The 25694-nt window shown below is 57.4% G+C and carries 22 protein-coding genes; 8 read left to right on the top strand and 14 right to left on the bottom strand.

From position 1 onward, the window contains the following. Window positions 1–36: 36 nt before the first annotated feature. Window positions 37–1542 (bottom strand): anion permease, encoded by a 1506-nt coding sequence (locus ACSIPU_RS02875; protein WP_004102542.1) that lies wholly within the window; start codon window positions 1540–1542, stop codon window positions 37–39. A gap of 627 nt (window positions 1543–2169) precedes the next feature. On the opposite strand from ACSIPU_RS02875, the gene ACSIPU_RS02870 reads away from it, so the two are divergent. Further along, window positions 2170–4947: a flavocytochrome c gene (locus ACSIPU_RS02870; RefSeq protein WP_049591900.1), complete on the top strand. Its 2778-nt coding sequence runs from the start codon at window positions 2170–2172 to the stop codon at window positions 4945–4947. Between the two features lie 65 nt (window positions 4948–5012). Beyond that, the gene (locus ACSIPU_RS02865; RefSeq protein ID WP_004102540.1) at window positions 5013–5963 is read left to right on the top strand and encodes an FAD:protein FMN transferase; all 951 of its coding nucleotides are present in this window, start codon (window positions 5013–5015) and stop codon (window positions 5961–5963) included. Here the strand turns inward: ACSIPU_RS02865 and dcuR are convergent. Next, on the bottom strand, window positions 5944–6663 hold the full coding sequence (gene dcuR, locus ACSIPU_RS02860; protein WP_016807965.1) for a two-component system response regulator DcuR: 720 nt from the start codon (window positions 6661–6663) through the stop codon (window positions 5944–5946). The genes ACSIPU_RS02865 and dcuR overlap by 20 nt on opposite strands. Beyond that, window positions 6660–8279: a sensor histidine kinase gene (locus ACSIPU_RS02855; RefSeq protein WP_016807964.1), complete on the bottom strand. Its 1620-nt coding sequence runs from the start codon at window positions 8277–8279 to the stop codon at window positions 6660–6662. Before ACSIPU_RS02855 ends, dcuR begins: the two co-directional genes overlap by 4 nt. Before the next feature lie 377 nt (window positions 8280–8656). On the opposite strand from ACSIPU_RS02855, the gene ACSIPU_RS02850 reads away from it, so the two are divergent. The 3 genes from ACSIPU_RS02850 (at window position 8657) to ACSIPU_RS02840 (ending at window position 12657) form a co-directional block, all read left to right on the top strand. Beyond that, window positions 8657–9562: an N-acetylmuramic acid 6-phosphate etherase gene (locus ACSIPU_RS02850; RefSeq protein ID WP_196557528.1), complete on the top strand. Its 906-nt coding sequence runs from the start codon at window positions 8657–8659 to the stop codon at window positions 9560–9562. Between the two features lie 299 nt (window positions 9563–9861). Continuing rightward, window positions 9862–11517, top strand: a complete 1656-nt coding sequence (gene mqo, locus ACSIPU_RS02845) for a malate dehydrogenase (quinone) (RefSeq protein ID WP_016807963.1) — start codon at window positions 9862–9864, stop codon at window positions 11515–11517. Between the two features lie 213 nt (window positions 11518–11730). Continuing rightward, complete coding sequence (locus ACSIPU_RS02840) at window positions 11731–12657, top strand: LysR family transcriptional regulator (protein WP_004102531.1); 927 nt, start codon at window positions 11731–11733, stop codon at window positions 12655–12657. On the opposite strand, the gene mdcH is transcribed toward ACSIPU_RS02840, so the two are convergent. From mdcH to ACSIPU_RS02790, 10 genes are all read right to left on the bottom strand, one after another. Next, window positions 12647–13549: a malonate decarboxylase subunit epsilon gene (mdcH, locus tag ACSIPU_RS02835; protein WP_064370116.1), complete on the bottom strand. Its 903-nt coding sequence runs from the start codon at window positions 13547–13549 to the stop codon at window positions 12647–12649. The two genes, ACSIPU_RS02840 and mdcH, sit on opposite strands and share 11 nt — an antisense overlap. Then, window positions 13546–14166 carry a malonate decarboxylase holo-ACP synthase gene (locus ACSIPU_RS02830; protein ID WP_023321089.1) on the bottom strand — a complete coding sequence of 207 codons (621 nt, stop codon included), beginning with the start codon at window positions 14164–14166 and terminating at the stop codon, window positions 13546–13548. Before ACSIPU_RS02830 ends, mdcH begins: the two co-directional genes overlap by 4 nt. A 2-nt stretch (window positions 14167–14168) precedes the next feature. Further along, entirely contained in the window at window positions 14169–15128 is a 960-nt protein-coding gene (locus ACSIPU_RS02825) for an AEC family transporter (RefSeq protein ID WP_004113372.1), read from the bottom strand. Window positions 15129–15256: 128 nt separating this feature from the next. Next, complete coding sequence (gene mdcE, locus ACSIPU_RS02820) at window positions 15257–16057, bottom strand: biotin-independent malonate decarboxylase subunit gamma (RefSeq protein WP_004102523.1); 801 nt, start codon at window positions 16055–16057, stop codon at window positions 15257–15259. Then, a complete protein-coding gene (locus ACSIPU_RS02815) occupies window positions 16057–16890 on the bottom strand; it encodes a biotin-independent malonate decarboxylase subunit beta (RefSeq protein WP_004102522.1) in 834 nt (277 codons plus the stop codon). The genes mdcE and ACSIPU_RS02815 overlap by 1 nt, the downstream gene beginning before the upstream one ends. Then, window positions 16883–17182 (bottom strand): malonate decarboxylase acyl carrier protein, encoded by a 300-nt coding sequence (gene mdcC / locus ACSIPU_RS02810; protein ID WP_004102520.1) that lies wholly within the window; start codon window positions 17180–17182, stop codon window positions 16883–16885. Before mdcC ends, ACSIPU_RS02815 begins: the two co-directional genes overlap by 8 nt. Window positions 17183–17199: 17 nt before the next feature. Further along, a complete protein-coding gene (locus ACSIPU_RS02805) occupies window positions 17200–18042 on the bottom strand; it encodes a triphosphoribosyl-dephospho-CoA synthase (RefSeq protein WP_023321087.1) in 843 nt (280 codons plus the stop codon). Next, window positions 18042–19697 (bottom strand): malonate decarboxylase subunit alpha, encoded by a 1656-nt coding sequence (gene mdcA / locus ACSIPU_RS02800; RefSeq protein WP_004102518.1) that lies wholly within the window; start codon window positions 19695–19697, stop codon window positions 18042–18044. Before mdcA ends, ACSIPU_RS02805 begins: the two co-directional genes overlap by 1 nt. Before the next feature lie 459 nt (window positions 19698–20156). Continuing rightward, complete coding sequence (locus ACSIPU_RS02795; protein ID WP_004102517.1) at window positions 20157–21191, bottom strand: AI-2E family transporter; 1035 nt, start codon at window positions 21189–21191, stop codon at window positions 20157–20159. Window positions 21192–21362: 171 nt separating this feature from the next. After that, entirely contained in the window at window positions 21363–21686 is a 324-nt protein-coding gene (locus tag ACSIPU_RS02790; RefSeq protein ID WP_004102516.1) for a hypothetical protein, read from the bottom strand. A 30-nt stretch (window positions 21687–21716) separates the two neighbouring features. On the opposite strand from ACSIPU_RS02790, the gene mdtJ reads away from it, so the two are divergent. The 3 genes from mdtJ to ACSIPU_RS02775 all read left to right on the top strand — a co-directional run bounded on the left by mdtJ (window position 21717) and on the right by ACSIPU_RS02775 (window position 24658). After that, window positions 21717–22079 (top strand): multidrug/spermidine efflux SMR transporter subunit MdtJ, encoded by a 363-nt coding sequence (gene mdtJ, locus ACSIPU_RS02785; RefSeq protein ID WP_004102515.1) that lies wholly within the window; start codon window positions 21717–21719, stop codon window positions 22077–22079. Beyond that, window positions 22066–22395, top strand: a complete 330-nt coding sequence (gene mdtI, locus ACSIPU_RS02780) for a multidrug/spermidine efflux SMR transporter subunit MdtI (protein WP_004102507.1) — start codon at window positions 22066–22068, stop codon at window positions 22393–22395. Before mdtJ ends, mdtI begins: the two co-directional genes overlap by 14 nt. A gap of 106 nt (window positions 22396–22501) precedes the next feature. After that, a complete protein-coding gene (locus ACSIPU_RS02775) occupies window positions 22502–24658 on the top strand; it encodes a putative bifunctional diguanylate cyclase/phosphodiesterase (RefSeq protein ID WP_049593061.1) in 2157 nt (718 codons plus the stop codon). A gap of 4 nt (window positions 24659–24662) precedes the next feature. Here ACSIPU_RS02775 and ACSIPU_RS02770 read toward each other — a convergent pair whose 3' ends face one another. Next, the gene (locus ACSIPU_RS02770; RefSeq protein ID WP_004102503.1) at window positions 24663–25475 is read right to left on the bottom strand and encodes a trypsin-like serine peptidase; all 813 of its coding nucleotides are present in this window, start codon (window positions 25473–25475) and stop codon (window positions 24663–24665) included. Window positions 25476–25694: the final 219 nt, after the last annotated feature.

Genomic DNA, 25694 nt, shown 5'->3' with positions numbered 1-25694 from the left:
AGTAAAACCGCCGGAGTTGGCCCCGACGGTTATGAATCAGAACATCATGGACATCCACGGATAGCCAATCAGCAGCAGGGCAGCCAGGAAGATGGCGCCGAAAATCGTACCAAGACGCCAGTAGTCTTTGGTCGGCAGATAGCCGCTGCCGTAGTAAATCGGGCTGGGGCCGGTACCGTAGGGGGTAATAATCCCCATCACGCCGAGCGAGGTCACCATCAGCAGCACGAAGACCTGCATGTTCATACCCGGGATGGTGGAGGCGATAGTCAGCATCGCCGGCAGCAGCGCGGTGGTGTGGGCGGTGGTACTGGCAAACAGATAGTGCAGCAGATAGAACGCCAGCAGGAGGATAACGGTAGCCACGCCCGGAGAGATGCCGCTCATTAGCGCGCCGCCTTCTTTACCCAGCCAGGCGATAAAGCCGGTGGAAGAGAGACCGTCGGCCAGCGCCACCAGGGTCGCAAACCAGGCGAAGGTATTCCATGCCGCTTTATTACTGGTGATATCGTTCCATGAGAGTACGCCGGTCCATAGCATCAGTACGATAACCAGCAGGGCGGCCAGCGCCGGTTCAATCCACTCGGCGGCGAAGATCCACATCATCAGCGCGAAGCAGACGAAGACCAGCAGCAGGATTTCATTGCGCGACAGGCGGCCAAGTTTTTCCAGCTCGCGGGCGGCCCACAGCGGCACTTCATCGTTGACTTTGACTTCTGGCGGATAGAACCAGTAGGCCAGCAGCGGCATTGCCAGAATCAGCAGGATACCCAGCGGCAGGAAAGCGATAAACCAGGTGCCCCAGGAGATATTGATTCCAACAATGCTTTTCACCAGCGCCAGAGCCAGCAGGTTCGGCGCCAGAGCTGAGAGAAACATCGAGCTGGTGATACAGGCGGCGGTGATCGCCACCCACATCAGGTAGGAGCCGATGCGGCGCGCGCTTGGGTCATTGGGTTTTGAGCCATAAAGCGGCGGCAGGTTAGCGATAATCGGGTAGATGGTCCCCCCGCTGCGCGCGGTGTTGGAGGGGGTGAACGGCGCCAGTAGCAGATCGGCGAAGGTGATGGCGTAGCCCAGCGTCAGGCTACGGCGGCCAAGATATTTCACCAGAATGAGCGCCAGACGGCGGCCAAACTGGGTCTTATCGTAGCCTGCGGCAAACATAAAGGCGCCGAAGATCAGCCACACGGTGGAGTTACCGAAACCGCTCACCGCCCATTTAAAGGAGGCGCCGGCAAGCTTAAAGCCGGGTGCGGCGAGCTGTTCAGGACTGAACAGCAGCCACTGGCTGCACAGGGCAATCACCACCACGCCGGTAATACCGATGACCGCGCCGGGCAGCGGTTCAAAGATTAGACCGACGATGACGCCGACGAAAATGGCAAAGTAGTGCCAGGCGTAAGGGGGCAGGCCCTCGGGCACCGGGATGAACAACAGCAGGACGGCAACGATAATGGGCATCGCCATCATCAGTAGACGTTTATAAGCAGCCTGGGGGGCTGCACCGGCAGGCGGTATGGTTGTCTTTTTCTCTTTCATAATGAGTATCTGCAAGTAGTTAAAAATTGGGTTTTGTCACCGACCAACCTTTCGATTTCTTTAGTTGCAAAACTTACTTTAATTATTAATCGTCGATTCTGGTTATGCCGATGACCATTATTTAACGCTTTTTGTTGGGCGCTAAATTAAAAAGATTGGTTATTTATATATTGCGCTTTCATGCGGTATTGCAATTGATTGAGATCAAAAAAAGCGGGTTGTTGAGCAAATTTTTATTATCTCTAATAACCCTGTTTAGTGAGGTGTTTATTTGTATGAAATATAGATAGATGTTAAATATAAATTGAGCTCGATAAAGTAATTAAAATTTATCTTGTTGAAATATATGTCTATTTATTGGTTTCCTGGTGGGGGCTCATGTTAACAATGGTTTCCTGATTGTTATGATTAGTCCTGTTTTTGTGAATAATTTATTTTTAATTAATAATACAAAGGAGGTATTGGTGTTATTGCTGGTATTAAATAGTTTTTTAACTAACGTAATATCTTTGGTAACTAAAAAAAGCGCTATATTATGGGCATGACTTAAGGGATTACTAAATACAAGCAAAAACAATTCCGTCGCCTGATTCTCAATTTTTAATATTTATAATCTGGAGCGTCATTATGACCAGTTATCCACGAATTTTGCGTCCTTTTACTTTACCGAACGGTACCGAGCTTAAAAACCGCCTGTTAATGGCGCCGATGACAACCTGTACCGGTTATTTTGACGGAACCGTAACCAGCGAACTGGTGGAGTACTATCGCGCTCGCGCCGGCAGTATCGGCACCATCATTGTTGAATGCTGCTTTATCGATGATTACGGCCTGGCGTTCCCGGGCGCTATCGGCATCGATAACGATGAAAAAATAGCCGGACTGGCGAAAATCGCCGCCGCTATCAAAGCGGAAGGCTCAAAAGCGATTCTGCAGATTTACCACGGCGGCCGGATGGTCGATCCGCAGCTTATCGGCGGACGCCAGCCGGTCGCGCCCAGCGCCATTGCCGCGCCGCGCGATGGCGCTGCGACGCCGCGCGCGCTGAGCGGTGATGAAGTTGAAGGCATGATCGCGAAGTTTGGCGACGGCGTGCGCCGCGCCATTCTGGCCGGGTTCGATGGCGTAGAAATTCACGGCGCGAATACCTATCTGATCCAGCAATTTTATTCGCCAAACTCTAACCAGCGCGACGACGAGTGGGGCGGCAGCCGCGACAATCGAGCGAAATTCCCGCTGGCAGTGCTGGATATCACTCATAAAATGGCCCGCCAGTACGCCGACGATGCCTTTATCATCGGCTATCGTTTCTCCCCGGAAGAGATGGAAGTCCCGGGCATCCGTTTTGATGACACCCTGTATCTGCTGGAAAAGCTGGCCGCCCGCGGCGTGGATTATCTCCACTTCTCCGTTGGCGCAACGCTGCGCCCGTCGATTGTCGATACCACCGATCCCACGCCGCTAATTGAAAAATATTGCGCCATGCGCTCTGAAACCCTGGCTCAGGTGCCGGTGATGGGCGTGGGCGGGGTCGTTAACGCAGCCGATGCGGAGCAGGGGCTGGATCATGGCTATGATCTGATGGCGGTGGGACGTGCCTGCATTGCTTACCCTGACTGGGCGGCGCGCATTGCCGCCGGCGAAGAGCTGGAATTGTTTATTGACAGCACCCAGCGTGAAGCTCTGAACATCCCGGAACCGCTGTGGCGCTTCTCGCTGGTGGAGGCAATGATCCGCGATATGAGCATGGGCGACGCCAAATTCAAACCGGGGATGTTCGTCGAAACGGTTCAGGACGACGCCAACGAGCTGGTTATCAACGTCAGCCTTGAAAACGACCGCATCGCCGATATCGAGCTGGCGGCAAGCCCGGTGCAGACCGTCGAGTTCACCACCAGCTTTGAAGAGATCCGCGAACGTATTCTCAGCGCTAATACCCCGCACGTGGATGCGATTTCCGGCGCAACCAGCCAGAGCGAAGCGGTGAAAAAAGCGGTGTCCAAAGCGATGCTGAAGTCCAGTAAAGCGCTGGCCGCCGAAGAGGGCGCGGGCGAAGCGGCGCCGAAAAGCTACGATGTGGTGGTGGTCGGCAGCGGCGGAGCCGGGCTGGCGGCGGCGATTCAGGCGCACGATGAAGGCGCGAGCGTGCTGATCGTTGAAAAAATGCCGACCATTGGCGGCAACACGATTAAAGCTTCAGCCGGGATGAACGCCGCAGAGACCCGCTTCCAGCGCGTGAAAGGTATTGAAGATAGCAAAGAGCTGTTTTACCAGGAAACGCTGAAAGGCGGTAAGAACAAAAACGACCCGCAGCTGCTGCGCCGCTTCGTGGAAAATGCGCCGGAAGCCATTGAGTGGCTGGCGCGTCGCGGCATTATGCTTAACGATATCACCACTACCGGCGGAATGAGCATCGACCGCACCCACCGTCCGCGCGACGGGTCGGCGGTCGGCGGCTACCTGATCAGCGGCCTGGTGCGTAATATCACTAAACGCGGGATCGATGTCCTGCTGGATACGTCGGTTGAAGAGATCCTGATGACCGACGATGAGGTGAGCGGCGTACGCCTGCTTAACGATGAACAAGAAACCGTTGTGGTACAGACGAAGAGCATTGTCGTGGCTACCGGCGGCTTCAGCGCCAACAGCGCGATGGTGGTGAAATACCGCCCGGATTTGGCCGGCTTCGTGACCACCAACCATCGAGGGGCGACCGGCGGCGGTATCGCGCTGCTTGAACGCATCGGGGCCGGGACGGTGGATATGGGCGAAATCCAGATTCACCCGACCGTCGAGCAGCAAACCTCGTATCTGATTTCCGAGTCGATCCGCGGCGGCGGGGCGATTCTGGTGAACCAGCAGGGCAACCGCTTCTTCAACGAAATGGAGACCCGCGATAAGGTTTCCGCCGCGATTATCGCGCTGCCGGAGCACTTCGCTTATATCATCTTTGACGAGCACGTCCGGGCGAAAAACAAAGCCGCCGACGAGTACATTGCTAAAGGTTTCGTCACCAGCGCCAGCTCGCCGCGCCAGCTGGCGGAGAAACTGGGGATGGATTACCATGCCTTCCTCAATACGCTGGAACGCTATAATGGCTTTGTTGAAAAACAGCATGACGATGATTTTGGCCGCACTACCGCGCTGCGCGCGCCGATTAATGAAGGCCCGTACCATGCGATTCGCATCGCCCCGGGGGTTCACCACACGATGGGTGGCGTGACCATCAATACGGAAACCGCGGTATTGAACGCCGGTCAACAGCCGATTGCGGGCGCTTTTGCCGCAGGTGAAGTGGTTGGCGGCATCCACGGCGGTAACCGCATCGGCGGTAACGCAGTGGCCGATATCATTATCTTCGGTACCCTCGCGGGCCATCAGGCGGCGAAACGCGCCAGAGGTTAAGCGTCAGCGACACCTGCCGGGCTGGCAAATAGACGGCCCGGCTTCTTATCTCTCAGGAGTATGATATGTCCGACAACCGCGTCTACAGCTACTCCGCCGTGCTGATGGGTTCGCCCATTCTCCTCAAGCTCTATGTTCACGATGAACCGCTCGCTTCACGCGTTTTTCAGCTGATTAAGGGCTACGAAGATCTTTTCACCGTTAACCGCGCGCACTCCCAGGTGATGGATATCAACCAGGCCGCCGGGCGGCATCCGGTGACGGTAAGCCGTCCGGTCTACGCGCTGATCAAATGCGCCAAAGCCGCCAGCATGGTGCGCGACAGCGCGTTTAACCTGGCGATTGGCCCGCTGGTGAAGCTGTGGCGCATCGGCTTTCAGGGCCGCAGCGTGCCCGCGGCACCCGATATTGCCGCCCGACTGGCGCTAACGCGTCCGCAGGATGTGATCCTCGATGATGCCGCCAGTAGCGTCTACCTTGCGCGGACGGGGATGGAGATCGATCTTGGGGCCATTGCCAAAGGCTATATCGCCGATCGGGTGCGCGACTATTTGCAGCAGCAAGGCATAAACGCCGCGCTGATTAATCTCGGCGGCAACGTCCACACGCTCGGTGAGTGGTCTATCGGGCTGAAAAAGCCGTACTCAGCGGCGGATGCGCTGATCGGCAGCATTGCGGTGGCGGGGCAGTCGGTGGTGACCTCGGGCATTTACGAACGCTATTTCGAGCAGGATGGCAAACGCTGGCACCATATACTCGATCCGCGCAGCGGTTATCCGCTGGATAATGAGCTGGAAAGCGTAACCATTATTTCCGCCGACTCGCTGGACGGCGATATCTGGACGACCCTGATTTATGGCCTTGGCGTGGAGAAAGGCTGCGCGGCCCTGCGCCAGCGTGAGGATATCGAAGCGATTTTCGTTACCAAAAACCGCGACGTTATCCTCTCTTCACAGCGCCGGTTCCGCTTTCAGCTGCTGGATGACGGCTACCGGCTTAGTGACTGTACTGCTTAAGCAGATTGTATTGCTCGGCTATCAGGTGATAGCGATACACCGGACGTCCGGTGGCGCCATAATGAATGCTGGTATAGAGAATGTTAATTTGCGCCAGCCAAATCAGGTATTTACGGCACGAGACCCGAGATATGTTCACCGCCGCCGCCAGTTCGTCGGTGGAAAACTCCACGTCCGGGTGGGCATCAATCCACTGACAGAGGGTGCGCAGCGTCTGGGGGGTTAAGCCTTTCGGCAATTTACGGGCATCCGCGGCATCCGGCACATTGCCGTGCAGCAGCCGGTCAACGTCCGCTTGTTCGTAATAGGGTTGACCGGTCATCAGCTTACGTTTTTCGCGCCAGGCAGTCAGGGCCTCTTCAAAACGCGGAAACTGGAAGGGTTTGATCAGATAGTCCACCACGCCGTAGCGCATAGAAGCCTGAACCGTCGCGGCGTCAGCGGCTGAGGTGATCATAATCACGTCGATGGCCCGTCCCGAGGCGCGGATAGCGGGCAGCAGATCCAGGCCGCTATCCTGCTGCATATAGACATCCAGCAGCACCAGGTCTATCTCCAGATCCTTGTCGTTAATCATCTCCCTGGCTTTACTCAACGTAGACGCGGTGCCGCTACAGCGGAAGCCGCTGACTCGTCCCACGTACAGGCGGTTCAGTTCAGCAACCATGGCATCATCGTCAACAATTAACACATTTATCACGCACTTTTCCTTTTACTGTCCCAGGGGAGGTGAACAAAAAATTGGGTAAACACACCGGGCTCGGATTCTACGGCCAGCGACCCGCCCAGTTCACGAAGCTGCTGGCTGGCGAGAAACAGCCCGACGCCGCGATTTTCGCCTTTGGTGGAGAAGCCTTTATTAAAAATATCCTCGATAAAGTCTGCCGGGATGCCGGGGCCATCATCGCTGACTTCGCCGCTCAGCCAGCCGTTCTGATAATGCAGCAGCAGGCCGACTTCGCCTTCGGCCTGGCCGCTCATAGCATCCAGCGCGTTCTCGATTAAGTTGCCCAGCACCGTGACCAGCACGGTGACCTGTTTTTCATTCGGGCAGTCCGGCACCAGGCTCTCTTCGGCAAGGGTGAGGGTAAAACCTCGCTCCTTGGCGCGCTGTATTTTGCCGATCAAAAAGCCGGCCACCACTGGCGATTTGATCCGATGCTGGATTTCGCCGATATCCGCCTGATAGGTGTGGGCGGTCTGCAGCACGTACTCTTCAAGCTTATCGTAGCTTTTCATATTCAACAGGCCGAGAATTACGTGCAGCTTGTTCATAAACTCATGTGAGGTGGTGCGCAGGGCGTCGACATAGTTCACCATCCCGTCAAGCCGCTGCAGCAGCTGGCTGACTTCGGTCTTGTCGCGGAAGGTACTAATCGCGCCGACCACCTCATCCTGACTGCGGACCGGCACCGTATTACTGATCAGCAGCAGACCATTACAGCCGAGCTCCCGATCGTAGATCGGCTCGCCGGTATGTAAAACTTCCTGCAAATCAGCCAGCAGCGGCGTTTGCGCGATATCGCGTCCAGGGCCGCTAAACAGAACGTCGCGCGCGGCGGGGTTAATCAGCGTCACCTTGCCGTCGGCATCTACCGCCACCACCCCCTCTTTTAATGAATGCAGCATCGCCTGGCGTTGCTGGAACTGCGTTGAGATCTCCTGCGGCTCGAGGCCCAGCAGAACGCGCTTCAGGCCGCGAACCAGGCTCCAGGTACCGACGGCGCAAACCAGCGCGCTGAACAGCACGGTGAGGAGCACATCCCAGCGGCTGTCGGCGATCTGCGTATCGACTTTGCTCAGCGAAATACCAATCGCCACCACGCCGATTTGCCGGCGGCTATCGTCAAAGACCGGGGTGAATACCCGCAGCGCGGGGGCCAGCACGCCGTGATTGACGGCTACATTCTCTTTGCCCTTCAGCGTAGGCAGGATGTCATCGCCGATAAAGGGTTTGCCGATAATCTGGCCATCAGGATGCGAGTAGCGAATCCCGTCCATATCGGTCACGACGGCAAACAGCAGGCCATTGCGTTTGCTGACGGCCAGAGCCAGCGGCTGAATGATTCCGCGTTCAGGCGGCAGCGTCAGACCCCGCTTAACTTCCGGGGAGTCGGCCAGCGTCCGCGCCACCGCCAGCGCCGTATCCTTGACGCCATCGCGGGTTGCGCCGCTTATCTGCATAAACCACAGGGCGTAGACCAGAATCAATACGGAACCGATGACGCTGCCAATCATTAAGGTCACGGCGGTGCTCAGCTTCATACTCATCGGGCGTTTACGCGCGGGCGCTGCCTGCTGCGCTAATTCATTCATACCGACCCCAGGATAAAACGGTTAGATAGGTATTATCGCTGAATGCATGGCTTTCATAAAGCCGTGTAATAAAAGCCAAATAACTCTGATACGCCAGCGTTGAAGATCGCGTTGGGGTTTATTCCGGATGTTTCCTGCGGGCGAAGCGTGCCGGATATTTACCTGGTTAAAAATCATTGCGCTCAACGGACCATTGCCTGAATAGCGACCAGTCGATGGCTGAATGGCTTCAGGGGGGCAAAACTGTGACTCCCGTGGCGGTAAAGCGCGTCATGAAAGCTTTACACTGCAATTAATAGCCATGGTCAATGAAAGGGTTTGCCGCAGGCCAGCGCTTTCGCCCCCGAAGGTTCTTTCGGTTCTAAACGGAGGTTTTTATGAGCAGTAAGCCAACCGCTTCAATGATGGAACGACGCCACCCTGAAACTATCCATATAGAGAGTCTTGCCACCCTCGATATGCTGACGCTGCTGAATAAGGACGATCGGCAGATTGCCGAAGCGGTCGAAGCATGTTTGCCGGAGATCGCGCGCCTGATTGATAACGCCACGGCGACGCTGAGTCGGGGAGGGCGACTGGTGATTATCGGTGCCGGGGCGTCAGGTCGTGCCGCCGTGCAGACGGTAAGTGAGTTTACGCCGGAGGGGAAACATTCGCTGGTCGGACTTATCGCCGGCGGCCCTGCCGCTGAGCTGCAGGAGATGGAAACCGCGGCGAATGATTACGATCTTGGCGCCTTTGAACTACAGGCGTTACAGTTCAGCAACCAGGATATGCTGCTGGCGCTGACGGTAAGCGGCAAGACGCCGTGGGTCTGGGGAGCGATGCGCCATGCCTGGTCGCTGGGCGCGCCAATTGCGGTTCTGACGCAGCAGGCCAATAGCGAAGCCGCCCAGCTGGCGGATATTATTATCGCCCCGCAAACCGGGCCGGAAGCGGTGGCTGGCTTTGGCAATCCGAAGGCGCAAATTGCGCAGCGACAGATCCTCAATATGCTGACCACCGGGCTGGCTATTCGTGGCGGGCGAGTGTACGAAAACCTGCGCGTCGATCTGCAGGCCAGCACGCCGCGCTGGGCCGAGCGGCAGATTGCCATCGTAATGGCGGCGACGGCGTGCTCGCGCAGTGAGGCCAAAGCCGCGCTGGCCAGCTGCAATCAGCACTGCCGGACGGCAATCTTGATGCTTCTCAGCGGGCTGGATGCCTGGCAGGCGCGCGAGCTGCTGGCAGAGCATAACGACAGTCTGCGGATTGCGCTACGGGCAGCGCAGCCGGTGGCCTGAACTTAACCTGGCGGCGCGTATTTCCGCAATACGCGCCGATGAAGGCAATATCATTCCTCCGGTACGGCAATATTATTCCTCACTAACCATCCGTTTACTCTGATTTAATTTTGCGGGTTGTAAATAAACCATCCGATGCATATTTATTGCTTTGGGCAATATTTTACTTTTTTAAGTTAAAAAACCAGGTTGACAATAATTAGCTATGCGTGCGAATGTGTAAATGACATTTTAAAATAAAGTAAAAGTGCGTTAATATGCAGGCTCTTATTACACTTGTGCTATGTGATATTTCTATTATGCCTGCAATTAAAAATACGATTATATCTATGACCGCATTAGCGATGTTCGTCAGCTCGGCGACCTTCGCAAATGACGATACCTCGAAAAAAACCGATTTCCTGCTGATTGGCGGCGGTATCATGAGCGCGTCGCTGGGAACCTGGCTGCATGAGTTACAGCCGGACTGGAATCAGGTCATGGTTGAGAAGCTGGATGGCGTCGCCCTGGAGTCCTCTAACGGCTGGAACAATGCCGGTACCGGGCACTCCGCGAATATGGAGCTGAACTATACGCCGGAACGCCCGGATGGCACCATTGACGTCAGCAAAGCGCTGGATATTAACGAACAATTTATGATCTCCCGCCAGTTCTGGACGGCGCAGGTCAAACGCGGCATTTTGCACGATCCGCACTCCTTTATTAACTCCACCCCACATATGAGTTTTGTCTGGGGCGATAACGTGGATTATCTGCAAAAGCGCTATGCCGCGCTGCAGCAAACAACCTTATTTCAGGGGATGAAATTCTCCACCGATCACCAACAAATAAAACAGTGGGCGCCGCTGGTCATGGAAGGTCGCGATCCGCAGCAGCGCGTGGCGGCGACCTGGACACCGGTGGGTACCGACGTAAACTATGGGGAAATAACCCGCCAGCTGATCGGTAGTCTGAAGAAAAATAACAACTTCACCCTGCAAACGTCTTCTGAAGTGACCGCCTTTAAACGCAATGCTGATAATTCCTGGCACGTGACAATCAAAAACGTAAATAGCGGCGAAGAGCGGGCGATCGATGCGAAATACGTATTTATCGGCGCCGGCGGCGGTGCTCTGAAATTACTGCAAAAAACCGGTATTCCGGAGGCGGATAACTACGCCGGTTTCCCGGTGGGCGGCTCCTTCCTGATGACCGAAAACCCGGCGGTAACCAACGAGCATCGTCAAAAAGTTTACGGTCAGGCTTCGGTTGGCGCGCCGCCGATGTCGGTGCCGCACCTGGATGCCCGCTTCCTCGACGGCAAGCGCGTGGTGCTGTTTGGGCCGTTTGCGACCTTCTCAACTAAGTTCCTGAAAAACGGTTCCTTCCTCGACCTGCTGAGCACCACGACTACCAGTAACGTGCTGCCGATGACTCATGTCGGTCTGGATAACTTTGACCTGGTGAAATACCTCATCAGCCAGGTGATGCTCAGCGACGATGACCGCTTTGCCGCGCTGAAAGAGTACTATCCTGGCGCGCGCAGAGAGGACTGGAAGCTGATTCAGGCTGGCCAGCGCGTGCAGATCATCAAAAAAGATGCCGAGAAGGGCGGCGTACTGAAGTTGGGTACCGAAGTGGTGGTGGATGAACAGAAAACCATCTCCGCGCTGCTGGGCGCTTCGCCGGGGGCTTCCACCGCCGCGCCGATTGCCCTGAACGTGATCAAGCAGATGTTCCCGGCGCAGTTTAATTCCCCGGAATGGCAGAGCCGCATTCGCGATATCGTACCGAGCTATGGCCAGAAGCTGAACGGCAACGTCGCGCTGACCCAGCAGGTGTGGGATGATACCGCAGCGGCGCTACAGCTCACCAAACCGCCGGTGATTGAAATGAACGTCTCCGCTCCGGTAATGACCGCCAAACCGGCAGAGCCGAAGGCGGAAACATCGCCGCAGCACGATATGGCGCTGTAAGCCCACGTCGTTGACATTGCCCGGTGGCGGCTGACGCCTCACCGGGCCTACTGGCCTCTCTTCGCTGCCCCGGCGAAAACGCTAAATTGCTAAAATCTCTTCCCCCGGCGATATCCCCCTTCCGGCTAATCCTTCAATTGTGAATTGCGGTTATACTGTCTTGAAATCACAAAAGAAAATGCGAATGAAGACCGAAAAGCGGAGCCCGGGGCAATGAAAGACGATATTAATCAGGACATCACCTTCCGCAAGCTGTCGGTATTTATGATGTTTATGGCAAAGGGCAATATTGCCCGAACCGCAGAATCAATGCAGCTGAGCGGCGTTAGCGTCCACCGGGCGCTGCATACGCTGGAAGAGGGCGTTGGCTGCCCGCTGTTTATTCACAAAGGGCGCAACCTGCTGCCCCTCCCGGCGGCGTGGACGCTGCTGGAGTACTGCCAGGACGTGATCAGCCTGATGACCCGCGGACTGGAAGCTACGCGTAAAGTAGCGGGTGTCGGACAAGGGCGGCTGCGAATCGGCACGCTTTACTCTCTGACCCTTGAAACCGTACCGCGCATTATTATGGGCATGAAGCTGCGGCGGCCGGAACTGGAACTGGATCTCACCATGGGTTCCAATCAGATGCTGCTGGATATGCTGGAAGATGACGCGCTCGATGCGATCCTGATCGCCACCAACGAAGGTGAATTCAACAATTCAGCTTTTGATGTGGTCCCGCTGTTTGAGGATGATATCTTTCTTGCCGCCCCGGCGACGGAACAACTGGACACCTCAACGCCCGCCGAGCTGCGCGACTATGCGCGGCGTAAATTCGTTTCTCTGGCGGAAGGGTTTGCCACCTATGCCGGATTTCAGGACGCTTTTCAGGTGGCGGGATTTCAACCTGAAATCGTCACCCGGGTTAACGATATTTTTTCGATGATTAGCCTGGTGCAGGCGGGCGTGGGCTTTGCGCTACTGCCGGGACGAATGAAAAAGGTGTATGAAAATGACGTTCAGCTGTTGAAGCTGGCGGAGCCCTATCAGATGCGCCAGCTGATCTCCATTGTCTACTCACACCATCGCGAGCGCGACGCCGACCTGCTGGCGCTGGCGGCGGAAGGGCGGATGTACGCCCGCAGCCTTAGCCATTAAGCCGGTTTGCCAGGTGACGGGCGACGTCGATACCGCTGCGCTCCAGCGAAATGCTCTCTCCCCGCCAGCCCGCCTGGCGGGTGAGGCAGGTTAGCACCCCGCCGGGCGGCATCTCGATTGCCAGCCGCGCGTCCCGTTCATCAGCGGCGATCATCGCTTCCTGCCAGCGCACGGTTCGCGCCATATTCAGCGCCAGATCGTCGGCGATTTTTAATGGGTCCCATAAAACGCGCGCCGTGGAGCCGCTCAGATACGCACAGCACGGTCGTTGCAGCGTGACGTCAGCGAAGGCTTTTGCCAGCTTAGCCGCCGGTTCATTCAGCAGCGCGCAGTGGGAAGGGACGCTAACCGCCAGCCGCTGAGCTTTACTGGCGCCAGCCGCCAGCGCCAGCTGAGCCACGCGGGCCATCTCATCGTCGCGTCCGGCAATGACAATCTGCGTTTCAGCGTTAAGGTTGGCAATATAGAGGTCGCTATCGGCAATCAGCTTTTCCACGCGGTTGAGCGTCAGGCCCATAATCGCGGTAAGCCCGTAGCCGTGGGGATAAGCCTGCTCCATTAAATCGCCGCGCAGCGCCACCAGCCGCAGGGCGTCGGTGAAATCCAGCGCGCCGGCAATGACCGCCGCCGGGAAAGCCCCTATCGACAGGCCGCTAACCATGTCCGGCTTCACACCTTGACGCTGTAGCTCCCGCGCCCAGGCTGCGCCTGCGATCAGCAAGCACAGCTGCACTGCACGGGTATGTTTTAACGCAGCGGCGGTATCTAAATGGTCTACTTCATCGCCGAGCACGGTACGCGCCTCGGCAAGGATGTTCTGGCGGTCGGGAAGGGCGGCGAGCATATCCGGCCGCTGGTTTCCCTGACCGGGAAAGGTAAAGAGAATTTTCATGCTTCCTCCCTGTTCCATGGCGTAGCGGTCAGGCGCGCGCCGCGGGACGTTTTCAGCAGGGCGCGGCCATCTCGCAGCCACTCGTTTAACGCGAATGCCCCTGCGGGCGTTTCGACCTGGGTATCCGCCCGGCAGGGCAGACGGGCGACGCGGGACTGCCAGGCGAGCAGCGCTTCGCGGTCGAGCGGCTGCGGCGCGCGGATCAGCAGATCGAGATCGCTGGCGGCGTGAAGCACGGGAATTTCGGTGGCCAGCGCATAGCCGGTACTGCCGGTAATGCCCCAGCGCCACGGCCAGTCGTGCAAGGTCAGTGATATCGCCGCCTGTACCGGCGGCTGAGAGACAAACGGCGAACGCAGAAGCAGCAGGCGATCGGCGAGCGTTTCCGGGGTAATGGTTCGGACGATATTCTCCCTCCGTACCCACCCCGCAGCGCGCTGTTCGCGCTTCATGCCCCGCACGCCTACCGGAATGCGGGCGCTGATGTCAACGTCGCGTCGTACCACCACCGGCAGGCTGGTGCGCCAGTGCTGAGCGACCCAATGTTCCTCGATCGCCTCCAGCGCGGCGGCACTATTCAACCAGACTAAATCGTGAGGACGCGGCGTTGATAGCATCGTTAGATCCCTGAAGTTAAAGTGATAAACAGCGGCAGCGACAGGATACACAGAACCGAGCTTAACAGCAGCACCGCTTCCGCATCCGGCGACTGTACGCCAAAGCGGTTGCCGAAGACCACGCCGAAGAAACCGGCCGCCAGCGCAATCATCAGAATGGCGGTAATGGCGATAGAACCGTGTAGCCCCAGCAGCATCACCAGACCCCAGGCGATAAACGGCTGAACCAGCAGTTTGACGAGAGTGGAAGTGGCAATCAGCGCATTGAGCTGCAGCTTACGCGCCGACAGAATGACACCGGTCAGGAACAGCGCCGCGGCGGTCGCCGCCAGGCCCAGCGGTTTAATAGAGGCCAGCAGCAGATCCGGCATTTTGAGACCGATCGCCGAAAGGACAACCCCCAGCAGAGGCCCCCAGACTATCGGTTTTTTCACTGAACGCCACATCAGTACCGGCAGCATCGCCAGCGTCGAACCGCTGTTCTCGCCGGCGGCGAGCGCTTTTTCACGCTCCAGAATCAGCAGACAGAACGGCGTCATCAGTACCGATCCGCAGGCGATGGAAACGGCGACGGAGAGGGAGGTCGATGCGCCTTCGCCGAGCACGCTGCCCAGAATCGGCAGACCAAGAGCGGCGTAGTTAGGCAGCGCTACGGTCAGGGTCAACACGGCGGCATCCTGCGGCGAGCGCTTGAATACGCGGGTAGCGAGGAAGTAGATGGCCGCATAGGTAATCCACATGGCCCCGGTGAGTACCAGTACCAGCGGCGATTGCGCGACGATACCGTTCCATGGGGTTTGCACCGTGGCGCTAAACAGCGTCGCGGGGAGGGCAAAATCCATCACGAAAATATTGAGTAAAGAGACGTTTTTGTTATCGACCATTTTGGCCTTGCCGGCCCAGAAGCCCAGCAGCATGATGACAAAAATCGGCGCGAGGGCATGAATAATCACATAAGTCATATATCACCTGTAAATGAAAAAGAGTACTGGCGCGATTGTTATAATTTCTAAAAGCGGTTCCTTCCCGGAGCGCTCGATGGCGCCCCGGGTGGCCGCTTCCGGCAGGTTTTCTTCTACTTAGGGACTGACTACCAGCTGGCGCGCATGCGATCGCGTACTAGTTGGGAACTACGGCGGTTCTCCGCGCCAAGGCGGCACTTCAGTGAGGCATCCCGGCGGGCGTCAGCGATGGCGTCGCGCAGGGTGTCGGTGACCAGCGTCAGATCGCGGGCGTCCGGTGCGTCAGGATTACTGATATCCAGCAGAGCGGAGAGCAGGCCGAGCGTCGCGTAGTTGCTGACGTCATAAGCCATAGGCGGAATGGTTGCCGCCAGTTTCTCCAGCGCTTCAACGGTACGCAGGGTGATCCGCGCGGCCGACTCTTTACCCATCGCATGCACCAGTACCCCGGCGTCGTTAAACGCGATCAGTCGATTAGCCTGGTAGCCGTGGGCGAGAAACGCCCCGGACATCGCTTTGCCGACGATCAGGCCAATCACCGGATGCCCGGCAAGACGCGCCTTCGCGTATGCGCCTGCGGCGCCAGCCAGCGCCTGATGAATACCAAATGCTTCTTCGCGACGGCCATAGGCCTGGCTGGGGACATCGATAACCGCGATAATCGGGCGCTTCACCGTTTTATCGGCATCGGCGTCGAGGGTTTCGTTGACCACTTTTGCCAGCGTCCAGCCTTCGAGCAGGCCAACTTCACCCTGAGCGGCGCGTGGGTAATGGTTATTAGCATCCGGTACCACGGCGATAAAACGGGCGCTTTCACCGTTAAAATCGGCGTCGGCAACCTGCACCGATGGGCACAGACCGGTCATTAGCGGGGCATTCGGCGCCAGCTGATTTAGCCACAGCGCGGCGCGATTAGTGAACTGGCTCATTATTTCACCTCCCGGGCGAATAGCTGTTTGATCTGCGCGGTGTCCGCCTGCTGGCGGGTATCGAATCGGGTCAAACGGGTCAGGAAATCTTCATATTTGTCGCTGCGATGCTGCGCGGGCACGCCTTTGGCGATCGCCTCGTTCATCGCGCTTTTCACCGCGTTGATACCATCGCCTACCAGGGCATCGACCAGGCCGCTGGCGTAGCGAATTTCGCCGCCGGTCATGCTCCAGATAAACGGACGGTCGCGGGAGTCATACTCTTCAATCCCCGCTTCCTGCTCGATAACCTGCGGCCCGTTGAGGCCCAGACGCGCTTCACGGGTGACAATCAGGTAGCTACACAGCGCCGCGGCGATGGACATTCCGCCGAAGCAGCCGACGGTGCCGGCAACGATGCCGACCACCGGGGTATAGCGGCGCAGGTCGACTATTGCGGCATGAATATCGGCGATGGCAGCAAGGCCCAGGTTGGCTTCCTGCAGGCGCACGCCGCCGGTTTCCAGACACAGCACGGCCTGAGTGGGAATACCGTTGCGGTTATCTTCCGCCGCCAGCTCAAGGGCGGCGGCCATTTTCGCGCCGGAGACCTCACCCATGCTGCCGCCCTGGAAGGTACCTTCAATGGCAATCACCACCGCCGGCTGGCCATTGATGGTCCCTTTTGCAACAACCATACCGTCGTCGGATTGCGGGACGATGCCCTGCGCGCCGAGCCACGGCGACATAATGCCGTCGAAAGGATCCAGCAGTTCGCGATAGCTGCCGTCATCCAGCAGGGTGCGGGCGCGTTCACGAGCGCGGAGTTCAATAAAGCTGCGATCGTTACGCATGAGCCACCTCCTCAAAAACCTGTTCAATACGGATCCGCGCGACGCCGGGCGTGGCGCCGAAGTCGTGGATGATCAGCTGTCCGCCCGGCAGGCCGTTAATCAGGCTCAGCCGTTCGAATAGCGCGTTCCAGCGCGCCTGGCTGTTGTCCACGGAGGTGGTGATTTCTACGTTAAGCGTATCGCTCTGTCCGGCGGTATAGAGCACTTCCATATCGCCGGAGCCTACAACGCCTGCCAGCGCTTTGCCGCTGAGGGCGCGGTTGGCAGGGAATGACAATTTAATCTGTTCCATAACATCCTCTGAATGCGTTAAGCGGAAACCCGGTCGAGAAACAGGGTGGCGGCAAGAAGATCCGCCGCGCCACCCGGCGAGGCGTTCTGCGCCAGCATCTGCGCATCAAGACGCGCCAACGCGGCGCGTCCCCTGGCTGTCGCACATCCTCCCGCTGCCAGCACCTCGCCAGCGCCTTGCCGCATCGCTTCAAGGCCCGCCATTCCGGCGCGGGAGAGCACGCAGGTATCGCTAAGCGAAGTCATAATCGCCATCAGCGCATCAAGCCGGGCCTGCTCTTCACTGGCTCCCTCGGCCCGGCTGCGCAATAGCTGCGGCAGGCCAAGGGTAGTGACGTGCGGAAAAGCGCGCTGCGCTTCTTCCCGCGCGCCCGGAACCTGCCAGCGGCGGCTGGCGCGCAGGCCTTTACTGAAAGTCTTCGGCGCGCAGGCATCCGGCAGACGGGCGAGGGCGGCGGCGGTTTCCGCAATCCTCTGTGCATGACCCTCTCCTCCCAGCATCGCCGTCGCGCTGACCAGCAGGCCCAGCGCCCAGATAGCGCCGCGATGGGTATTGACCCCGGCAGTCGCCTGCATCATCTGCGCTTCGCCTTCGCGGCCCAGCCGGCCAACGGTTTCACGCAGGGCAACGTCCGCCGGCCGCAGCCAGCTCTGCTGGGCCAGCGCATGAAACGTTGGCTGCAGGCTGCGGGCTGAACGCTCCATCAGCGCCAGGCTCAGATCCTGATGCGCGCCGTTGCCGCGGCTATCGACCAGGCCCGGTTTAGGGCTGAGTCGCGCCTCGTCAACGAGGCAGGCGCTGGCGGTATGGGCCAGCCAGCGGGCCCGGGTTTCAGCAAACTGGGGAGAGAGTTTTTTCATTACCAGCTCCGGAATTTTGCCGGTGGGTTGTACAGACCGTCGGACCACTCAACCAGATCGGCCACGCTACCGGCGGCAAGCAGGGAGCGGGTGGCATCGCTGCGGCGGATACCGATATCCTCCGGATACACGACTTTGCCGCTTTGGCGCAGTGCGGCCACGCGTTTGGCATCAACGCCGAGACCGATATCGGTGATCCCGGCCACGGCGGCTACCATAGCCCGGCGCTCTTCAAGGCTTTCCGCCCGATAGAGATAGGCGATGCCTTCTTCGGTCAGTACATGGGTAACGTCATCGCCGTAAATCATTACCGGCGCCAGCGGCATCCCGGAGGTTTTGGCGACTTCAACGGCGTCAAGTTTTTCCACGAAGGTCGGTTTCACGCCCGCCTGGAACGTTTCCACCATCTGTACCACCAGCTTTTTACCGCGCTGCATCGGGTCCGGTTCGGTAATCATGTTGAGCCATGCCGGCGTGGCGTGGCGGCGACCGTGCGGATCATGGCCCATATTCGGCGCGCCGCCGAAGCCGGAGAGGCGGCCGCGGGTCACCGTGGAGGAGTTAGCGTAGCCGTCAACCTGAAGGGTCGAACCGATAAACATATCTACCGCATACTGTCCCGCCAGCTGGCAGAAGGCGCGGTTGGAGCGCATGGAGCCGTCGGCGCCGGTAAAGAAGATATCCGGACGCGCGCGAATGTACTCTTCCATCCCCAGCTCGCCGCCGAAGCAGTGGACGCTCTCTACCCAGCCGCTTTCAATCGCCGGAATCAGCGTCGGGTGCGGGTTCAGCGTCCAGTGTTTACAGATCTTACCTTTCAGACCGAGCTGTTCGCCGTAGGTCGGCAGCAGCAGTTCGATGGCGGCGGTGTTAAAGCCGATCCCGTGGTTCAGGGATTGCACCTGATGCTCGGCGTAGATGCCTTTAATCGCCATCATCGCCATCAGGATATGTTCCTGTTTAATCAGGCGCGGATCGCGGGTAAAAAGCGGCTCGATAAAGAACGGTTTATCCGCGACGACTACGTAGTCAATCCACGAACCGGGGATATCCACGCGCGGCAGATCGCATTCGTCATCCACCAGTTCGTTAACCTGGGCAATAACGATGCCGTCATGAAACGCGGCGGCTTCTACCAGCGCCGGAGTGTCTTCGGTGCTCGGCCCGGTGTACAGGTTGCCCTTGCGGTCGGCTTTATAACCGGCTATCAGCGCGACGTTCGGCGACAGGTCTACATAAAGACGGGAATAAAGCTCGATATAGGTGTGGATAGCGCCGATTTCCAGCAGGCCATCTTCCAGCAGCTGCGAAATACGCAGGCTCTGGGTACCGGAGAAGGAGAAATCGAGCTTGCGGGCGATACCTTTTTCGAAGAGGTCCAGGTGCTCGCTGCGCCCGACGCTCGGCATAATCATATGCAGGTCGTGAATTTTTTGCGGGTTAACTTCCGCCAGCATCCGCGAGAGGAAATCAGCCTGTTTCTGGTTGTTACCTTCCAGCACCACGCGGTCGCCGGGGGCCAGCAGCTGCTCAAGGGCCGCAACCAGCTGGTCGGTGGGGATCACTTTGCCTGAGACCCTGGCCTCGGCCAGTCGCCGCTGTTTTTCCGTACGGCGACGGTTCCAGACGCGTCCCGTCGTTTGTTCGGCACTCATTATTAACCTCCTGATTCGACGAATCGTTTTGATTGTCCTGGTGTGGGAGTAAGTGTGCGTCGCGACGTGGCGGGCATCAATTAAGGCCGATGGAGAATCGTTAGCGTAAGAGTAATGATTGGTGGAGCAGAGATGTGATGGCGATCAATAATGATAGTGAATGATTGGTCTACGAGGAGGCGACGTAGAGATAAAAGTGAAGAGTGGGGGAATTTTCCGGTGGCGCAGCTTCTCCCCGGCTCACACTGCGTTTAGCCGGGCTACAGGTTCACAGCCGTCTGCAGGCTGGTAGCCCGACAGATGCGCCAGCATCGCCTCCGGGAAGTTTTGCCACTCCGCAGTCAGTCCCCCCGGGGCGGCGCAAAGCGCCTGCCCGGGCTACAGGTTCACAGCCGTCTGCGGGCCGGTAGCCCGGACAGATGCGCAGCATCGCCTCCGGGAAAAGCGCGTGCAATGTCGTTAGTTTTTACTCAAATCACTCAGCAGAAAGGCAATACTCTGCCCGGCCACCGTCTGTTCGAGGGCGATTTTGACAATGATCGTCAGCGGTACCGAAAGCAGCATCCCTACCGGACCCAGCAGCCAGCCCCAGAAAATCAACGACAGGAAGACCACCAGCGTCGATAACCCCAGCCCGCGGCCCATAATGCGTGGTTCAAGGATGTTGCCGAACACCAGGTTAATCACCAGATAGCCCGCCAGGACCACCAGCGCTTCGTACAGACCGCCGAAGACCAGCACCTGTAAAATCGGCGGGATCGCCGCGAGGACCGAGCCAATATTCGGAATATAGTTGAGAGCAAAAGCCAGCAGCCCCCACATAAAGGCAAAACGAACGTCCAGCAGCACCAGCATTCCCCAGACCACCAGTCCGGTCACCAGGCTGATGGCGGTTTTTAATACAAGGTAGTGGGAGACGCTATCCAGCGCCCGTTGAATCGCGCCCATGCCTTCCACCGGCCGCGACATCAGCTGCTGCAGCTTTGCCGGAAGCTGCGGGACCTCCAGCAGCATAAATACCACCGTCAGCAGCAGCAGGAAGATAGAGGACATGGCGTTTGAAAGCTGGGTAAGCAGACTGGTCACCAGCGTCATCACCGCGTTAGGGTCAATGTACTTATTAAGCTCTACCACCGAGACGGTAAAGCCGAAGCGCTGCAGCCATGGCGCGATAGTCTGCATCGGTTCATAAAGATAATTGCGGTACTGCGGCAGCGTGCGCGCCAGTTCGTTAAGCGAGGTGCCCAGCGAGGCCAGTAGCACCACGGCCAGCAGGACAATGACGCCGACCAGCAGCGAAATAGCCAGTACCCGCGGCACCCGACAGCGCACCATGAGCTGAACCAGCGGGTTAATCACTACCGCCAGAAAGATCGCCAGAATAAAAGGAACGATAATATCCGCCGCGAAGCGAATACCAGTCAGGATGATCACCATCATGCCAAGCATGATGACAATTTTTAAGCCGTTAAGCGTAATGATGGGTTTGGCCATACCGCTCCCTGCGAGAGAAAAAATGGGGTCTAATATGCGTTTATTGTAGACGCTGGCAAAGACAGCGTCTCAACGCGTCGCGTTGGTTAAAATGAAAAGCGCGACCCATGAATAAATAATTGACGAAACGCTATCATAATGGCGAACACCCCAGTAAAAAGCTAATCCAAATCAAATATCCGAGGTAAAGAACTGCAAAGACTTTGAGTTAAATGTGGCGTTATGGTACAAATCTGCGTGTGTATAACTACAGAGGACAATTTTCATCCGCAAATGATGAGAAGCAATACCGCGGATAATTGTAATTTTATGGACAATCAGTTCAGGATGTATATTTCTTATCACCCTGCAGTATCCCTCTTCAACTCCCGCTTCCTCGGCGAGCAGCACTGGCGCTCGGCGCTTTAGTTTTCTTCTCTCTGCCTGAGCTGGCGCGCTGCGCACGGCTAAATTAACGTCAGAATTTTTCCGGTTTACTTCGCAGTAAGCCGTCATGGATTATATTCTCAAGCAGGAGAAGGAATCATGTTTTATTGGATTTTATTAGCTTTAGCTATCGTTGCTGAAATTACTGGCACTTTGTCGATGAAATGGGCAAGCGTAAGCGGCGGGCATACTGGTTTTATTTTAATGCTGGTTATGATCGCGCTTTCCTATATTTTTCTCGCGTTCGCGGTGAAAAAAATCGCCCTCGGCGTAGCCTACGCCCTGTGGGAAGGGATTGGGATTTTACTGATCACCATTTTTAGCGTCCTGTTGTTTGATGAGACGCTGTCGATGATAAAAATCGCCGGGCTGGTCACCCTGGTCGCCGGGATTGTCTTGATCAAATCCGGGACGCAGAAAGCGGTAAAACCAGGCAAGGAGAAAGCGCATGCAACAGTTTGAGTGGGTCCACGCCGCCTGGCTGGCGCTGGCGATTGCGCTGGAAATTATCGCCAACGTTTTTCTTAAGTTTTCCGACGGCTTTCGCCGTAAATTCTATGGCGTGATGTCGCTGGCTGCGGTGCTTGGCGCCTTTAGCGCGCTCTCGCAGGCGGTCAAGGGGATTGACCTGTCGGTAGCCTATGCGTTGTGGGGCGGTTTCGGTATCGCGGCGACCATTGCCGCCGGCTGGGTGCTGTTTGGCCAGCGTTTGAACCATAAAGGCTGGATCGGGGTGATCCTGCTGGTGGCCGGCATGGTGTTAATTAAACTCGCCTGATATGATGCCGCCTGCGAATGCGGGCGGCAAAATCTGCTCTCTGTATTACGCTTAAAAAATGAGCCTGTTCGGGCAATTTAGCCACCGGCCGTGATGAGGGCAGAACATGATTCACTTGCCAGGTTGGCGCAATATTCCCTCCGCCAGAACGCTTTCCATCATGATCTTTTTCGCCGGGATCGGCCTCATCGTGTCGGTGGTTTTTCTGCTCTATCTCTCCCAGCATCTGATTGGCCAGAAAGCGAACGAAATTGATAAGCATCGCTCCGTTTTATCGGTTAATGGCGCGGTGCAGACGTCGGTTAACCGCGTGCTGTCGCTGGTTCTGGATAATTCCGTCTGGGATGATGCCGTGAGTCAGACCTATGCCGGAAGGCTCGATCCGCAGTGGCTCTATAATTCCTGGGGTTCTGGTTTCAAGATTAACAATCTCTATGACGGTACTTTCGTACTCGATCAGCACTACCGCGTACTGTGGGGATCGTTTCGCAGCCAGCCCTTCCCCGGGCAGGATACGCAGTTTCTCGGCAGCGGCTTCCACGCGCTTATTTCGCAGCATGCCGCCGCGCTGCGCAGCGGTAAAAGCGCCTGGGCTGGCATTACCGGCACCCGCGCCGGTATTGCTTTTATCGGCATCGGCCTGATCCGTCCGACGGTCGGACGCCTGCAGGTGTTTGATGATACCCGCCGCTATCTGGTGATTACCCGCCATATCAACCCGCAAATGCTTGAACGTCTAGGCGATACGTTCCAGATTCGCAATCTGCACGTCACCCAGACCGGCGGCGAATATAGCATTCCGCTACGTACCCAGGCCGGGGAAACCGTGGGCTACCTGAGCTGGCAGCCCGGCCTGCCCGGCGCCGAAGCGTCGCGGGCGGCATCGAACAGCATTCGGCTGATTGCAGCGGTGGCGGCAGGGCTGATCCTGCTGTTTATCCTGTTCAGCTGCCTCGGGCTGTACAAACTGGCGCGTGGCGAAAGCGTGGCGCGTCATACCGCCATGACCGACTGGCTGAGCCGCCTGCCTAACCGGCGGGCGCTGATCGAACGGCTTAATCAGGTTTGTGAAAATTCGCGCTATCAGACGCAAAGCGTGGTGTTTATCGATCTCGACGGCTTTAAGGACGTTAATGATAACTACGGTCACGACGTCGGCGATGCGCTGATCCTGCATATTGCGAAGGCGCTGCGGGAGCGGGTTCCCCCGGAAGGGATGCTGGCGCGGATGGGGGGCGACGAGTTCGCAATGACGATAAGCGGCGCAGAGGCGGCCAATCAGGCTTCGGTCTTTGCCCGCGCGGTGCTGGAACTGTTAAACGCACCGATTATCCTGAGCGGACGCAAAATCTATATCAGCGCCAGTATCGGTATTGCCAGCGGCGTGCCGGCAAGCTGCTCCAGCACGGAGCTTTTTCGTCGCGCCGATATTGCTATGTACCACTCTAAAAAGACTGGCAAAGGGCGTACCACCTGGTATGACGACGCGCTCAGCGACGCGCGGCAGTATCAGCTCAATATCGAGAATGGCATTCGTCAGGGACTGGAGAACGAAGAGTTCGATGTCTGGTATCAGCCGATCGTCAACGCTGATACGCTGGTGATGGAAGGGGTAGAAGCGCTGCTGCGCTGGCCGCGACGCCCGCAGGGGGCGCTGCCGCCGGATGCGTTTATCGGTATCGCCGAAAGCAGCGGCCTGATATACGCCCTCGGTCAATTTGTCCTGCATCGCGCCTGCAGCGATCTGCAGCCGTTAGGCGATCTGCTTCTGTCGGTAAATATCTCCCCGGCGCAGTTCCGCGATCCGGAGTTCGAGTCGCGGGTGGTCCAGGTGCTGGGACGCTGCCATTTTCCGGCCCGTCGCCTTCAGCTTGAGGTTACCGAGAGCTATGTTCTGGAGAATCCCGACCGCGCGAGAACGGCGATTAAAAATTTAAAATCGCTGGGTATCGCGGTAGCGCTCGACGATTTTGGTACCGGCTACTCCAGCATCGGCTACTTACGCAGCTTCAGCTTCGACAGCCTCAAGATCGATAAATCGCTGGCCGGATTGGTGGATGTTGATACCCAGGCCGCAGAGCTGGTGCGCGGTACCGTGAGAATTGCCGGGGCGCTGGACATCACGGTGGTGGCGGAAGGCGTAGAGAATCAAAAACAGCTGGCGCTGCTGCGGCGGGCGGGATGCGACAGATTGCAGGGCTACTATTTTAGCGAACCGATGCCCGTCACGTCGTTACTGCAACTGCGCCAGCAGCAGGGCTGACCGCTTACTGGGCGGCCAGGGCTTCCAGCTTATCGCGAAAACCGGTCACCGAGATGGCGCGGTTATCCGCTCGCCAGCGATCTTTTGGTCCAGGCGCCGAGCTTTGAACCGCAATCACCTGCCAGCCATCATCAGTTTTCAGCAGCAGCGGCGAGCCGCTATCGCCCGGCAGCGTATCGCACTGATGGGAGAGCACCGATGCCTGCGCCCAGCCGGTGACCACGCAATCCTGATGGGTGTAGAGATTATCCAGATGATCTTCCGGATAGCCAGACTGAGTCACTTTTCGTTCGGCGGTTTTTAGCGCGGCGGTCAGATCGGCTTTGCTGCCGCTAAAAATCGGCACCGGCGTAATGCCGGAAGGGGCGTAGCGCAGCACGATAAGGCCAAAATCCCACGGCGCCGCGGCGCTGGGAACTATCCAGCCATCGCCGTCTGCCTTAAGCCGTTTGCCCAGTGAAGGATCTACCCGACCTTCGATACCGTGAATTTCGTACACCCAGCCGCCTTTACGCGAGATAAAACGCAGAGCGACGGGTTTGTCTGGCTTACCTTTAGGTGGCGTAAGCAGACAGTGCCCGGCGGTGAGCGCCAGATTGGGGGAAATCAGCGTGGCGGTACAGAGATTACCGCTGGCGGTTTCCAGCTGCCCGATAGCATCCCAGGGATCGTCTGTGGGATTGCTGACGGGTTTACGGTCGTCATGACCAAAAAACAGCGTCTTAATATCTTTCGCACTCATGCCATCATCATCGGCCTGCACCAGCGCAGGGAAAAGACAGATCGAACACAGTAATAACAGTACGTCTCTACGCATATCACTCTCTGGGGAGATAATTATGTCTATTGAAAGTAGCAGCAGATTTAAGTTTATGAAAGTTAAGAACAATTTTAATTAAGCCAGACGGCGGGCTAATCCAGCCAAAAACGCGCCTTCATGACGGATCAATGGTGTTATTTCAAGATGTTAACGCTGTTTGGCCGCGGCGCTATTTCCGCAGAAAAGGGCGGCGGAAGCAACATAAATCGTGTATCC

The sequence above is a fragment of the Klebsiella sp. HN106 genome, from assembly GCF_051209435.1.
Classification (GTDB): domain Bacteria; phylum Pseudomonadota; class Gammaproteobacteria; order Enterobacterales; family Enterobacteriaceae; genus Klebsiella; species Klebsiella oxytoca.
Note: the sequence above shows the minus strand (reverse complement) of the source record. Positions and strands in the feature narration are given on the sequence as shown.

Excerpts from the sequence above, each read along its gene's own strand:
- mdcA (WP_004102518.1), bottom strand. The coding sequence starts at position 19,697 with ATGAGTGCCGAACAAACGACGGGACGCGTCTGGAACCGTCGCCGTACG.
- ACSIPU_RS02865 (WP_004102540.1), top strand. The coding sequence starts at position 5,013 with ATGTCCGACAACCGCGTCTACAGCTACTCCGCCGTGCTGATGGGTTCG.
- ACSIPU_RS02775 (WP_049593061.1), top strand. The coding sequence starts at position 22,502 with ATGATTCACTTGCCAGGTTGGCGCAATATTCCCTCCGCCAGAACGCTT.
- ACSIPU_RS02830 (WP_023321089.1), bottom strand. The coding sequence starts at position 14,166 with ATGCTATCAACGCCGCGTCCTCACGATTTAGTCTGGTTGAATAGTGCC.
- ACSIPU_RS02805 (WP_023321087.1), bottom strand. The coding sequence starts at position 18,042 with ATGAAAAAACTCTCTCCCCAGTTTGCTGAAACCCGGGCCCGCTGGCTG.
- ACSIPU_RS02875 (WP_004102542.1), bottom strand. The coding sequence starts at position 1,542 with ATGAAAGAGAAAAAGACAACCATACCGCCTGCCGGTGCAGCCCCCCAG.
- ACSIPU_RS02770 (WP_004102503.1), bottom strand. The coding sequence starts at position 25,475 with ATGCGTAGAGACGTACTGTTATTACTGTGTTCGATCTGTCTTTTCCCT.
- ACSIPU_RS02855 (WP_016807964.1), bottom strand. The coding sequence starts at position 8,279 with ATGAATGAATTAGCGCAGCAGGCAGCGCCCGCGCGTAAACGCCCGATG.
- ACSIPU_RS02815 (WP_004102522.1), bottom strand. The coding sequence starts at position 16,890 with ATGCGTAACGATCGCAGCTTTATTGAACTCCGCGCTCGTGAACGCGCC.
- mdcH (WP_064370116.1), bottom strand. The coding sequence starts at position 13,549 with ATGAAAATTCTCTTTACCTTTCCCGGTCAGGGAAACCAGCGGCCGGAT.
- mdcC (WP_004102520.1), bottom strand. The coding sequence starts at position 17,182 with ATGGAACAGATTAAATTGTCATTCCCTGCCAACCGCGCCCTCAGCGGC.
- ACSIPU_RS02790 (WP_004102516.1), bottom strand. The coding sequence starts at position 21,686 with ATGACGGCTTACTGCGAAGTAAACCGGAAAAATTCTGACGTTAATTTA.
- ACSIPU_RS02795 (WP_004102517.1), bottom strand. The coding sequence starts at position 21,191 with ATGGCCAAACCCATCATTACGCTTAACGGCTTAAAAATTGTCATCATG.
- mqo (WP_016807963.1), top strand. The coding sequence starts at position 9,862 with ATGCCTGCAATTAAAAATACGATTATATCTATGACCGCATTAGCGATG.
- mdcE (WP_004102523.1), bottom strand. The coding sequence starts at position 16,057 with ATGAGCCAGTTCACTAATCGCGCCGCGCTGTGGCTAAATCAGCTGGCG.
- ACSIPU_RS02825 (WP_004113372.1), bottom strand. The coding sequence starts at position 15,128 with ATGACTTATGTGATTATTCATGCCCTCGCGCCGATTTTTGTCATCATG.
- ACSIPU_RS02840 (WP_004102531.1), top strand. The coding sequence starts at position 11,731 with ATGAAAGACGATATTAATCAGGACATCACCTTCCGCAAGCTGTCGGTA.
- mdtI (WP_004102507.1), top strand. The coding sequence starts at position 22,066 with ATGCAACAGTTTGAGTGGGTCCACGCCGCCTGGCTGGCGCTGGCGATT.
- mdtJ (WP_004102515.1), top strand. The coding sequence starts at position 21,717 with ATGTTTTATTGGATTTTATTAGCTTTAGCTATCGTTGCTGAAATTACT.
- ACSIPU_RS02850 (WP_196557528.1), top strand. The coding sequence starts at position 8,657 with ATGAGCAGTAAGCCAACCGCTTCAATGATGGAACGACGCCACCCTGAA.
- ACSIPU_RS02870 (WP_049591900.1), top strand. The coding sequence starts at position 2,170 with ATGACCAGTTATCCACGAATTTTGCGTCCTTTTACTTTACCGAACGGT.